Origin of the sequence: Ensifer sp. NM-2, from assembly GCF_003024455.1 — a bacterium.
GTDB lineage: Bacteria > Pseudomonadota > Alphaproteobacteria > Rhizobiales > Rhizobiaceae > Ensifer > Ensifer canadensis.
Genome location: NZ_PVZR01000003.1, coordinates 202,611 through 215,026 on the forward strand (window position 1 = coordinate 202,611; position 12,416 = coordinate 215,026).

The following is a 12,416-nucleotide window of genomic DNA, read 5'->3' on the forward strand; positions in this document are numbered from 1 at the left end:
GGGCAGATCCGGGAGGGAATTCTGATCGACGTTATCCGTCGCAATGCGAAAGCTTTGTGACACTCAGGTCTCACCAGCGGCGTTTTCACGCGATAGTCTGCCGGAGACTGCGTGAACGTCTGGACAAAGTGATTCCGATTTGCACAGTAGCGCCTTGAAATGAAAGCGCTTCCCCTATGTCGGAATGGGGCAGCGCGAATGGCATGAAGAAGGGACGTTTTCCGTGGCATTGAAGGCGATCAGAGCTGGCTCGAGAAACGAAACCGGGATCGAAACCGCAAAGGGGCAGCTTGCTGCCCGATTCGGCGATCGGTTCCAGACGGGCGAAGCGATCCGTGCCCAGCATGCCCACACCACCACCTACATCCCGGCGCAGCTTCCCGATGGCGTCGTCTTCCCCGAGAGTGCCGACGAGGTGCGCGAGATCGTTGCGATCGCAGCCGCAAATGCCGTGCCGCTCATTCCCTTTGGCACCGGATCCTCGCTCGAGGGCCACGTCAACGCGCCGAACGGTGGCATTTCCGTCGACATGATGCGGATGAACCGGGTGCTCGAGGTCAACGCGGAAGACTTGGATTGCCGGGTCGAGCCCGGCATCACCCGCGAGGAGCTGAACACCTATCTGCGCGACACCGGCCTGTTCTTCCCGATCGATCCCGGCGCCAACGCCTCGATCGGCGGCATGGCCTCGACGCGGGCGTCCGGCACCAACGCGGTGCGCTACGGCACGATGAAGGACAATGTGCTGGCGCTGACGGTGGTGACATCAGACGGGCGCGAGGTGCGCACCGCGCATCGGGCACGCAAGTCGTCTGCCGGCTATGACCTGACCCGGCTCTTCGTCGGGGCCGAGGGCACGCTCGGCATCATCACCTCGATCACGCTCCGGCTGCAGGGCATTCCCGAGGTCATCTCCGGCGGCGTCTGCCCGTTCCCGACGATTGCCGATGCCTGCAACGCGGTGATCCTGACGATCCAGTCCGGCATTCCGGTCGCCCGCATCGAGCTGTTGGACGCTTTGCAGATGAAGGCGTGCAACGGCTACTCCGGCCTTTCCTATGAGGAAACGCCGACGCTTTTTGTCGAATTCCATGGGAACAGCGAGAGCGTCGAGATGCAATCGCGGCACTTTGCCGAAATTGCGTCGGAATTCGGCTCTAGCGGCTTCATCTGGACGACCAACCCGGAAGAGCGGGCGCGGCTGTGGAAGGCGCGGCACAACGCCTACTGGGCCCAGAAGAGCCTGATCCCCGGGGCTGCAATTCTCTCCACCGATGTCTGTGTGCCGATCTCGCGGCTGGCCGATTGCGTTGCGGCGACCCATGACGACATCGCCCAGCACGGTCTGACGGCACCGATCGTCGGCCACGCGGGCGACGGCAACTTCCACGTCGGCCTGCTGTTTGACGACAAGGACGCCGCCGACGTGGCGCGGGCCGAGGCCTTCGTCGAGCGGCTGAATGCGCGGGCGCTGTCGATGGACGGGACCTGCACCGGCGAACACGGCATCGGTCAGGGCAAGATGCCGTTCCTCGAAGCCGAACTCGGCGACGCGCTGGATCTGATGCGGCAGGTCAAGCGTTCTCTCGACCCGCAGAATATCTTCAACCCCGGCAAGATCTTCGCCTGACGCGAGACGACGGGCGAGGGGACACGCGGCCGCGCGGCCACTACCCCTTTGGGGCAAAGGCGGGCGCGCCCGCGCAATTGTAATGGACGGAAACGTCCCTTTGGCGTTCATATGGACGCAGACGGCGTCGACAGGCGCCCCGAGAACTTGATGGGAATGTAGGCACGGTGCTTTCGCGAATTCTGGTTGCCATCGGCGGTCTTGTGGTTGTTGCGCTCTTTGCGGCGCTGATCGCCCCGTGGTTCATCGACTGGACGGGTTTCCGCAAGGAATTCGAGCGCGAGGCTAGCCGCATCATGGGCAAACCCGTCGTCGTGCACGGCCGCGTCGACGCACGCCTGATCCCGTTCCCGACCGTGACGCTCAACGACGTGCGTGTCGGCGGCAGCGATGCGCGCGAACCGCTGATCCAGGTCGAACAATTCTCGATGAGCGCGGAGCTTGCGCCGTTCCTGAGTGGCGAAGCGCTAATCTTCGACATGCGCCTCGACCGGCCCAAGGCCAAGGTCCGGCTGCTTTCCGACGGTACGCTCGACTGGGCGCGTGGTACGCGCACGGCGATCCCCGCCAAGACGGTGGTGCTTGAAAACGTAGAGATCACCCAGGGCGAGATCGAATTCATCGACGAGCAGACCGGCCGCACCCGGCGCGTGACCGACCTTGCCGCCGATCTTTCGGCCCGGTCGCTGGCCGGCCCCTGGAAGGTCGAAGGTCGTGCGGCATTGGACGGCGAGGCCGGCAGTTTTGCCTTTGCCAGTAACAAGGTGGACGAGGCGGGCGCGCTCAGCCTCAAGGCGCGGGTGACGCCGGACAAGCGTCCATTCGGCGTCGAGCTCGATGGCGCGCTGAAGATCGTCGACTTCAAGCCGCTTTACGGCGGCCGCTTCACGCTGACCGAAAACCGCCCGCAGGGCGAGGCCAAAGAAGTCGACGACCATGCGCCGCTGCGCATCAACGGCGATTTCCAGCTGACCAATGAGAGCATCCGTGTGCCGGAGTATCGCTTCGAGGTCGGTCCTTCGGATGATCCTTACGTGGTGACCGGCGAGGCGACGCTCGACACCGGCAAGGAGCAGAAGTTCCTGCTAATTGCCGACGGCCAGCAGATCGACGTCAGCCGCATCGGCAATTCCGGCAGCAACGGCAAGACCGGGCGCGACCCGGCGATCTCCATGCGCCAGCGGCTGGAAGCGATGCTGGCGATCGCTGCCGACATTCCCATTCCGCAGGTGCCGGGCAGGGCCAGTTTGAAGCTGCCGGCGATCGTCATCGGCGATACGACGGTGCGCGACGTGCGCATCGACGTACAGCCTGATGGCGCCGGATGGGTAATCGACAATGTCGTGGCGCTTCTGCCCGGTCGCACCCAGCTCGAGGCCAAGGGACGGCTCAACCTCAAGGGTCAGCGCTCCTTCCGCGGCGACCTGCTGCTCGCGTCCAACCAGCCGTCGGGGCTGGCGAGCTGGCTGGCCGGCTCTGTCGACCCGGCCATCCGCAAGCTGAAGACCGCGGGTTTTTCGGCAACCGTCAACCTGACCGACACGCTGCAGCAGTTCGAAAACCTTGAAGTCGCGGCCGGCGATGCCAGCCTCAAGGGGCGGCTCGAGCGCCAGTCCTTCGCCGAGCAGCAGCCGAACCTTTCGCTGCAGCTGAACGGCAACCGCATCGATCTCGAAGCCTTGCAGGCGCTGGCTGGCCTCGTCGCCGGCGATGCCTCGACCTCGACATTGATGCAGCACGCGATCGCTGCCGACCTTTCGGCCGACGAGTTCTCCGCCTTCGGCGAAGATGCCCGCGACGTTCAGGCGGTGGTGACGCTCAAGAACGGCCAGCTACAGGCCGAGCGCGTGGCGATCGGCTCGCTTGCCGGCGCGCAGCTTGCCTTTTCCGGCCGCGCCAGCGGCGATCTCGCAAAGCCCGTCATTTCGGCCAAGATGAAGCTCGCGGCCAACGATCTGACGCCGTTCCTGGAAATGATCGGCCGGCACGCCGTCGATCATCCGGCCCTTCGTCGGCTGACCAAGGCTGGCCCGTACTACACGGACGCCGCCTTCGACGTGACGCTGACCGCCGGCAACAAGGAAGGCAACGCGCCCGCGACCTTCGGCATCTTCGGCACGGCCAACGGCACCAAGATCGCCGCCAGCTATCAGGCGCCCGACATGGCCCAGGCGCTTGCCGGCAAGGGCATGCTGCTCGAAGCGACGCTCGAAAACCCGCAGACGCTGTTGCTGCTCGGCCAGGCCGGGTTCGATCCGCTGCCATTCGATGCGGACGCCAACGGCATCCTCTCGGTCAAGCTGCAGAGCACCGATGGCTCCAACGCCAATGGCACGGTGACCTTTACCACTGAGAAGACGGCGCTTGCCGCCAAGGGCAGCTTCGATCTTTCGCGCGACCATTTCCTCGAGGGCCAGGCCAAGCTGACGCTGCAGACGGAAGACCTCGAACCTTATCTGCTGCAGCAGGGCATCGCCCTGCCACAGACGGGCAGTGGCCTGCCGATCTCTGTTTCGGCCGACGTGGCGACGACACCGGAGGCGATCGCCCTTACAACGGTCGAAGGCAAGGCGGATAACAACGGCTTTGCAGGCGCGCTGACGATCGACCGCAAGGTGCCGGGCAAGGCGGAGGGCCAGATCAACCTTGCAACGCTCGATCTCGCCTGGCTCGCCGAGGGCATCCTCGGCCAGGTTCAGGACATGTCGACCGGCGCGCTGTCGAAAACGCCGGTCGCCCAGGCGGCCTGGACCGGCCTCAACGTGGCCCTGGATGTGCAGGCGGCCAATTTCTGGCCGGGCTTCTACGGCGCCGTTGGAAATTTTGTCGGCAAGATGGAATGGAAGGGCGACGAGATCGCCTTCACCGACGCGACCGGCGACTGGCTCGGCGGCAAACTTGAGGGCCGGGTGCAGATCGGCAATGCCAACGGTTCCGGCTTCCTGCGCTCGCGTCTCGACGTCAAGGGCGGCGATCTGGCGCAGGCGGGCTGGATGCGGGCAGGCGCGCCGGTTGCCACCGGCACCTTCGACCTGTCCGTGGCGCTGGAGGCATCGGGCGCGAACGCGCAAGCCATGGCGCATTCGGCAAGCGGCTCGGGCACTGCGACCTTCAACGGCGTGACACTCAACGGCATCAACAGCGCCGCCCTGCCGCAGTTGATGGCGACTGCCGATGCGCTGAAGATGGAGATTTCAGCTGACGCGATCCGCCAGGCGGCGGAGGCGACGGTGTTTTCGGGCCAGTCGGTCGTCGGTGTGGTCAAGGTGCCCTTCAGCATCGCCGGCGGCGTGCTGCGGGCACAGAACGTGACGGCCGCCGACGGCAACGCAGCTTTTGCCGGCGAGGCGTCGCTCGACCTTGCGGCAGAACGCATCGATGCCGGCATCGACATGACTTTCCGTCCGGGTGACGAGGCGCTTGCTGGCGCTGAGCCGCGCGTGCGGCTCGGCTTCGCGGGACTGCTGGCATCGCCAGGCGTCAGCCTCGATGTTGCCGATCTCTCGAATTTCCTCTCGCTTCGGGCCTTCGAGCGCGAGCGCCGGCGCGTCGAGACGCTGCAGGCCAACGTGCTTGAGAAGCAGCGGCTGCGCCGCGAGGTGCAGCTCTACAAGGCAAAGGCGCAGCAGCGTGAAGTCGAGCGCCTGCGGGCGATCGCCGACGAACGGCGCCGCGCCGCTGCGGCAGTCGAGGCGGAGCGGGTGAAGGCGGATCTCGCCGCCCGCGCCGAGGCGGCCCGCAAGGCGGCGGAAGAGGCTGCTCAGGCCGAACGCGAACGCCAGCAGCAACAGCAGCTGGGCGCGCCAGCGCAGGCGCAGCCGAATACAGGTACCGTCGAAGGCCCGCAGAAACCGGGCGGCCAGGGGCTGAATTTCGACGTCTTGCCCGACATTACCGTGCAATAGTCTTGCCGGCATCGCGGTTGCGCGCCGCATAGGCGTTGGCCTACTGCATGGTTCCTTAAATCCTATTCGATTTAAGGATAACAACAGGCAGCAATTCAAAGTGCTACAGCGACCTTTGCCCGTCTAATAAGACGCGCAAAGGTCGCTGTAGCTGTGCGTGCCGTCGGGCGTGCAGCTGTGCGGTTTGTCGCCCGCGTGCTCACACCGGACGATCACGCTTGGATCGTTTCCAGTTTAAGCGGAGTCGCAGAAATGCTCTGTCTCTTTGTTCTTACGCATTTCCTGACGGAAAACCGCCTCGCACTTTTCCTGGAAATGCTTGGGTCTCCAGCTCGCATTGGAGCATAGTATCTTTCGGCCAGGATTGCGAAGCGTCGCCGCGTCCCGGTTCAGAAGTGGATGGCAACGCCGAGGATCGGTCCGTGTTGCACGGCGTCGAACTTGAAGCCGTCGTCGCTGTAGTCGACGCCGAGTGCGCGGTAGCCGGCGACGACTGAGATCGTATCCGTGAACTTGTAGCCGAGACCGAGCGCTGCATCCCAGTCGAGATCCGCGCCGCCCGCACCGACCAGCCCCCAGCCGGTCATATAGAACTCGGGCGTGAAGTAATAGGCGCCGCGCAAGCCCGCGACCGCATCGACCCATGTCGCACTGTCTTCGCGTTTCCTACCGTTGAGCAGGCCGCCTGAGAACGAAAGCGTCGAATCAACCGACCAGACTTTCAGGCCGCCGACGAAATCCAGGTTGGACGATTGATCTTCGTAGATCGCATAACCGACGCCAAGCAATCCGGCAAAGGTCTTCGATTTCACATCGACGCTATTGGCAAGAATGCCGTTCGGCGTGTGGCCGTCGGCGGAAAGGTCGGTATAGATCACGTCGCCGAAGATGCTGTAGGGCCCGTTGCGGGCTTCGCCCGTCGCCATGAAAGCGAAATCGAGATGGTCCCAGATATCTCCGAAGCTTGAATCGATGTGCACCTCAGGGAGACCGAACTGGGCGGTGTCGCCCGTCAGGCCCGCCATCCAGAAGTAGGGTGCAACGGTGAACTTCCAGCCGCTCTCCGTCTCCTGCTGTTGGGCTGTGGGTGCAAGAAGGGGTGCGATATCGGCGGCGCTGGCGATGGCGGCCGATGACAAAGTCAAACACGTGGCCAGACCGATACGAGCATAGAGCTTCATGGGTTCCTCCCTCTCCTGTCCAGCCAGCGACTCTCGTGCGCTGGCAACTGTATGATTGTTTGAAATTAGTGCAGTCTAAACAAGCCCATTCGCGTTTATTGCCGGATCAAGCGTTACCGAAATGCCCGAGCTGTGGCGCCAAGCACACAGAAACCGGTGGGATGGGCCACAGTTGCAATCTCAAGTCTATGTTTCTGTCGGCGTGTGCTTCAAATTTTCCCGGATTGGTGTGTTCAGGGACGGGTGCTGAGGCATGCATCTGGTTTGTGAAGGCAATCCCGCTCCTGCGCCGAATGCCTGCTTTTGCGCGCTGAAATGGGGAGACCCCTAAAATCCTAATGGATTGATTGAGCAGGAGTTAGCATCCTGCCTTCACAGTGAGGCCTGCAACGGGGGGTGGCATGAAGTCGCTGGAGCAGGGCCTTGATCGCCGCGCGATCATCTGGATCATGAACTGGACGTTTTCAGGCACTGCCGGCTGCACGGCCGTTGCCCTTCTCATCACTTATTACTACATCGTCCCGTTCGGCGGCGAGCTGATGGCGACCTCAATGCGCCTTGCGCTGTTCATTCCGCTGCTGCTGGCCATCCCGCTTTTCGCCTTCATCGGCATCAAGCTCCAACAGTTGGCACTTGCCAACGATCTTCTGACGCTGGCCAGTCGCTATGACGGCCTGACGGGCTGTCTCAACCGTGCCGCCTTCACATCGGATGTCACCGCATTCTTTGCCGATCAGGACCTCGAGCCGTTTCCGCCGACGTCGGCGCTGATGGTGCTGGACGCCGACCACTTCAAACGCATCAACGATTGCCACGGCCATCTGGCCGGCGATCAGGCATTGGTGGCGATAGCAACCGAGATGCGCCAGGCAGTGGACGGTAGCGGCCTGACGGGGCGCCTCGGCGGAGAGGAATTCGGCGTTTTCGTTCCCTATGCCCGTCCCGAAACGATAGGGGCGATGGCGGAGCGAATTCGGTTGGCGGTGGCCGAGCGCGGGCAGGCGATCGCGCCGGGCGCAGAGCCAGTCACTGTCAGCGTCGGTGTGGCGCTGTTCAGCTATCCCGCCCACTATGAGGATGTCTTCAAGATCGCCGACGACCAGCTCTATCTCGCCAAGAATACCGGGCGCAACCGGGTTTGCCTGGTCGAGTATTTGCGTCGGCCGGGCGGCATCAGGGCGATGGCAAACCAGCTGCGCGAGGGGCTTGCAGGCGTCTTCACCGAGACATTCGGAAGCGGCCGCGATGAGCCAGGCGAAGAGCCGTCAAGTGTCGCTGGCCGCTGACAGCTCTATATTCGCCTTTATCCAGTCGAGAACGTAGACGCGGAGCGCCGAAGACAGGTTGCTGTCGGCGCCACGCGCATCGTCGATCTCGACGATCAGTTGGGCGATCGGCATGGCGCGGGCGGCCGCGATCGTCTTCAGCTCCAACCAGAACGGATCTTCCAGCGAGAAGCTGGTGCGGTGGCCGTGCAAGGTGGCGGAGTGTTTTCGGATCATCGCCGGAGCTCGCAAATTGATTCAAGTCGTTGGCGGTTTGATTCGGGACGTTGCTGCAAGTCATTGAAGCGGAATCGCTTTTTTGCAGGTCGTGCGCCGGGTTCGACGTTCTAAAGCGCGTCGCGATCTCTACAGCGCCGCGCGTCTTATTAGACGCGCAAAGGTCGCTGTAACGCTTTAAACGTTCCGCAGCCGTTCGTGCGCGCGGCGCTTCAGTCCTCGGCCTCGTCAGGTCGATCGCCGGAAGGTTCGCGGCGCCCCTGGTCGAGGGCCTTTGCCGCCTTCGCATTCAAGGCGTCGGTCAGCGATTTCTCGGCCTTGGTGCGGCCGAACGAGATGCGGTTCTGTTCGGCCTGCTTTTCTTTTTCGGCGCGGGCATTGCGCTTGCGGAACTGGCGTAGATTGACGACGTCACCACTCATGCCGCGTCCTTTCGCTTGCCTCAGTTCTTCTTGCGGAAGGAGTCGAGCGAAACCACCGAGCCGCCGCCGTTCTTGGCGTCGCCGGATTTTTCCGGGTCCTTGGGCGGCACTTCGCCATCGGTTTCAGGAACGGGATAGGCGGTGATCTCCGCCGATTCGGCCTCTTCCTCTTCGGCCGTCGCCACGTCGAATTCGAGTTCGAAATTGACCGAGGGGTCGTAGAAGCCGCGAATGGCATTGAACGGAATGACCAGCCGCTCCGGCGTATCGGAGAAGGACAGGCCGATTTCGAAGCCGGCCTCGGAAACCTTGAGTTCCCAGAACTGGTGCTGCACGACGATGGTCATCTGCTCGGGATACTTGGATTTCAGGTGCTGCGAGATGCGAACACCCGGCGCGCCGGTCAGGAAGGTGATGAAGAAATGGTGCTCGCCGGGCAGGTGGCCGGTGGCCGCAACCTCGGTCAGCACCTTGCGGATGACGCCGCGAAGCGCGTCCTGCGCCAGAATGTCGTAGCGAATGTGGTCCTGGCCCATGAGATTCCCGTCTTTCTCGAACTCAATTCTACTGTCGGCTTTCCATTGCCCGTCTCGATATGACGAGTCAATTATTCAAGCATCTATAGACCATTTCGAAGCGGGGGAGAAGGTGAAGGCTTCTGTTGCCAGGTGCCTTCGGACCCCGCCTTACGGTGCTACCCGGAAGGACTTGATTTGAAGTGTCGCACCGCCGTTAGGCAGCGAGACGTGCTTCAGCATAGTTGTCGTTTGCAACTATAAGTTTAGCCCGATAACGGTGGTACAATGCCGAGCAAAAAGTCGATCTTTACGCCCTTGTCGATCCTATTTCGCCCCCATCAAAAGCCGGTCATCGAAATCTCGACCGGTTTTTGGTGGAGGCGCCGGGTACCGCCCCCGGGTCCAATGGGTTTATTTCACCGCCCGTTTATTGCCATAGCCGCCCGAAGACGGCATCTGTCATATAGGTCTTTCCGGCGCTGAAGAAAAGGGGAAAGCACGGATATATCGCAGCTTTTCCAAAACCCCTGACATGCCAAACGCCTTGACATGAATGGCAGCCGTGAAAAACTCCGGCTGCTGCACGCGGCCTGCAAGGGCGCTGCGGTTTATCGAGCAAGATCAATCTGGAGGCATCATGACTGACTATCTCGCAGATGTGCAGAAGTATGACAGCGGCGCCGACGAAGCTGTTGTGAACAAGATCGTGCGCCATCTCGGCATTGCACTGCGCAACAAGGATTCCTCGCTCGTGTCGGCCACGGACCCCAAGGAACTCGATCGCGTTAGGGAAAAATGGTGCGAGAAGAAGCTCGGCGTCGTGGGTGCGGAAGCGGATGCGGCCATTTCGGCGACGACGAAGGCGATGTCGGCAGATCGATCCAAGTCACGCGTGACCTTCTATTATCTGGTGGCCAAGAACCTCGGTAAGCTGCAAACGCTGTAGATCACGTTCATTGTGAAGGCGGGATGCAGGCGGAAAACCGCGCGCACTTTCCTTGATCCCGCTTTGAGCGCGGCTGAATATGCGGGATAAACACCCCCGGGACATTGGTTTGCCGCCGGCTTCACCCTAAATTTGGGACAACACGAATCGGCGGCGCCAGACCATGCAGCAATATCTCGACTTCCTCGACCATGTGATGACCAGCGGAACCGACCGGGGTGACCGGACGGGAACGGGGACGCGCTCGGTCTTCGGCTACCAGATGCGTTTCGATCTTTCGCAAGGCTTCCCGGTGCTGACCACCAAGAAGCTGCACCTGCGCTCGATCATCCACGAACTGCTGTGGTTCCTGAAGGGCGAGACCAATATCGCCTATCTCAAGGAAAACGGCGTCAGCATTTGGGACGAATGGGCGGACGAAAACGGCGATCTCGGGCCCGTCTACGGCTACCAGTGGCGCTCCTGGCCGGCGCCGGACGGGCGGCATATCGACCAGATCGCCGGTCTTGTCGAAAGCCTGAAGACCAATCCGAACTCGCGCCGTCATATCGTTTCCGCCTGGAACCCGGCGCTGGTCGACGAGATGGCCCTGCCGCCGTGCCATTGCCTGTTCCAGTTCTATGTCGCCGACGGCAAGCTTTCCTGCCAGCTCTATCAGCGTTCGGCCGACATCTTCCTCGGCGTGCCGTTCAACATCGCCTCCTACGCGCTTCTGACGATGATGGTGGCGCAGGTGACCGGGCTGAAGCCGGGCGATTTCGTCCATACCTTCGGCGACGCGCATATCTACCACAACCATTTCGACCAGGCACGGCTGCAGCTTGCCCGCACGCCGAAGACGCTGCCGACCATGCAGATCAAGCCAGACGTCAAGGATCTGTTTTCGTTCCGTTTTGAAGACTTTACCCTGGTCGGCTACGAAGCTGATTCAACCATCAAGGCGCCGATCGCCGTCTGAGGCGTCGTCGCCTCGGGGGTGCGGGCAGGCGGTCGATACGGGCATTCGCGTAACGGCGGCAGACCGGGAGGGTTTGCCGTTTCTTACGGAGTTCAGATGTTACAGCGGCCTTTGCGCATCATGTTCGGCGAGGCGCTGTCGGGAGGTTTCGATGCTGACGCTCGTCCACGCACCCTTGTCGCGCTCGTCGCGTATCGTCTGGCTGCTCGAGGAGATCGGCGCGGAATACGAGATCCGCTATGTCTCGATCCGCCGCTGGGATGGCACCGGCGCACCCGACGACAACAATCCGCATCCGCACAAGCAGGTGCCGGCGCTCTTGCACAAGGGTGCGCTGATCTGGGAATCGGCGGCCGTGGTACAATATCTCACCGACCTTCACCCCGAATGCAGTCTCGGCCGGGCGCCCGGCCATCCCGAGCGCGGCGCCTATCTCTCCTGGCTTGCCTATTATGCCGGCGTGATCGAGCCGACGGCGCTGGCCCACATCACCGGCGCGACGATCAACAATCCGGCGCAGGCGCGGCTCTACAGCGAAATGTGCGCCCATGTGATCGACGTGCTCAACCGACAGACCTATCTGCTCGGCGCGACGATGAGCGCCGCCGACCTGCTTTTGGCCAGCGCACTGCAATGGATGCGCAAGATCCTGCCCGAGAGTGAGGTCGTCGACCGCTATATCCGGGTGGTCACGGACCGGGCAGCCTATGTCAGGGCAAGTGAAATCGACAGCAAACCGAATGGGTTCCATGACTGATACCAGCACCAACGAGCCGAAAATCTCCATCGTCGTCGCGGTTGCCGCCAACGGCGTCATCGGCCGCGACGGCGATCTGCCGTGGCGGCTTTCCACCGATCTCAAGCGCTTCAAGGCGCTGACGATCGGCAAGCCCGTGATCATGGGGCGCAAGACCTGGGCCTCGATCGGACGTCCGCTGCCCGGCCGAGCGAACATCGTCATCAGCCGCAGCGCAGATTTTACTGCTGAGGGCGCGACCGTCGCGCATTCGCTGGAGGAGGCGCTGGGCGCAGCGCGGCGCGAAGCGTCGGCATCAGGGGCAGACGAGATCTGCGTTATTGGCGGCGGCGAGATCTACCGGCAATCGATCGGCGTCGCCGATATCCTGCACATCACAGAGGTTCAGGCGGAAGTCGAAGGCGATACTCGCTTTCCGGATATCGACCCTGACGTTTTCGACAAGGTGTTCGAAGAGGACCTGCCGCAGGGCGAGAAAGACAGCCATGCCATGCATTTCGTGACGTGGCGGCGCCGGGCCACGCGCTAATGCATGCCTCCTAAAATCGGCATCGATCTAAGGAGAAAGTTATGCAGCGAGTTTGAAGCGCTGTCCTT

The 12,416-nt window shown here is 62.3% G+C and carries 11 protein-coding genes and 1 other RNA gene; 7 read left to right on the forward strand and 5 right to left on the reverse strand.

Features of this window, described 5'->3' with window-relative positions:
• Window positions 1-223: 223 nt before the first annotated feature.
• The gene (locus C6558_RS08250; protein WP_025427683.1) at window positions 224-1,630 is read left to right on the forward strand and encodes an FAD-binding oxidoreductase; all 1,407 of its coding nucleotides are present in this window, start codon (window positions 224-226) and stop codon (window positions 1,628-1,630) included.
• 167 nt (window positions 1,631-1,797) lie between these two features.
• On the forward strand, window positions 1,798-5,535 hold the full coding sequence (locus C6558_RS08255) for an AsmA-like C-terminal region-containing protein (protein ID WP_107027140.1): 3,738 nt from the start codon (window positions 1,798-1,800) through the stop codon (window positions 5,533-5,535).
• A gap of 389 nt (window positions 5,536-5,924) precedes the next feature.
• Here C6558_RS08255 and C6558_RS08260 read toward each other — a convergent pair whose 3' ends face one another.
• Window positions 5,925-6,716 (reverse strand): hypothetical protein, encoded by a 792-nt coding sequence (locus C6558_RS08260; protein ID WP_025427681.1) that lies wholly within the window; start codon window positions 6,714-6,716, stop codon window positions 5,925-5,927.
• Between the two features lie 401 nt (window positions 6,717-7,117).
• On the opposite strand from C6558_RS08260, the gene C6558_RS08265 reads away from it, so the two are divergent.
• Window positions 7,118-8,002 carry a GGDEF domain-containing protein gene (locus tag C6558_RS08265; RefSeq protein ID WP_025427680.1) on the forward strand — a complete coding sequence of 295 codons (885 nt, stop codon included), beginning with the start codon at window positions 7,118-7,120 and terminating at the stop codon, window positions 8,000-8,002.
• On the opposite strand, the gene C6558_RS08270 is transcribed toward C6558_RS08265, so the two are convergent.
• From C6558_RS08270 to ssrA, 4 genes are all read right to left on the reverse strand, one after another.
• The gene (locus C6558_RS08270) at window positions 7,982-8,218 is read right to left on the reverse strand and encodes a ribbon-helix-helix domain-containing protein (RefSeq protein WP_025427679.1); all 237 of its coding nucleotides are present in this window, start codon (window positions 8,216-8,218) and stop codon (window positions 7,982-7,984) included. The genes C6558_RS08265 and C6558_RS08270 overlap by 21 nt on opposite strands.
• A 212-nt stretch (window positions 8,219-8,430) precedes the next feature.
• Window positions 8,431-8,640 carry a DUF4169 family protein gene (locus tag C6558_RS08275; protein WP_025427678.1) on the reverse strand — a complete coding sequence of 70 codons (210 nt, stop codon included), beginning with the start codon at window positions 8,638-8,640 and terminating at the stop codon, window positions 8,431-8,433.
• A 20-nt stretch (window positions 8,641-8,660) separates the two neighbouring features.
• Window positions 8,661-9,176 carry an SspB family protein gene (locus C6558_RS08280; RefSeq protein ID WP_025427677.1) on the reverse strand — a complete coding sequence of 172 codons (516 nt, stop codon included), beginning with the start codon at window positions 9,174-9,176 and terminating at the stop codon, window positions 8,661-8,663.
• A gap of 111 nt (window positions 9,177-9,287) precedes the next feature.
• Window positions 9,288-9,651: a transfer-messenger RNA gene (gene ssrA / locus C6558_RS08285) on the reverse strand.
• Between the two features lie 144 nt (window positions 9,652-9,795).
• Here ssrA and C6558_RS08290 point away from each other — a divergent pair.
• The 4 genes from C6558_RS08290 to C6558_RS08305 all read left to right on the forward strand — a co-directional run bounded on the left by C6558_RS08290 (window position 9,796) and on the right by C6558_RS08305 (window position 12,348).
• The gene (locus tag C6558_RS08290) at window positions 9,796-10,104 is read left to right on the forward strand and encodes a DUF2853 family protein (protein WP_025427676.1); all 309 of its coding nucleotides are present in this window, start codon (window positions 9,796-9,798) and stop codon (window positions 10,102-10,104) included.
• 163 nt (window positions 10,105-10,267) lie between these two features.
• On the forward strand, window positions 10,268-11,062 hold the full coding sequence (locus C6558_RS08295) for a thymidylate synthase (protein WP_025427675.1): 795 nt from the start codon (window positions 10,268-10,270) through the stop codon (window positions 11,060-11,062).
• A 151-nt stretch (window positions 11,063-11,213) separates the two neighbouring features.
• Complete coding sequence (locus tag C6558_RS08300) at window positions 11,214-11,819, forward strand: glutathione S-transferase (protein ID WP_025427674.1); 606 nt, start codon at window positions 11,214-11,216, stop codon at window positions 11,817-11,819.
• Window positions 11,812-12,348, forward strand: coding sequence for a dihydrofolate reductase (locus C6558_RS08305; protein ID WP_025427673.1), 537 nt, complete (start codon window positions 11,812-11,814; stop codon window positions 12,346-12,348). The genes C6558_RS08300 and C6558_RS08305 overlap by 8 nt, the downstream gene beginning before the upstream one ends.
• The last annotated feature ends 68 nt before the right edge of the window (window positions 12,349-12,416 follow it).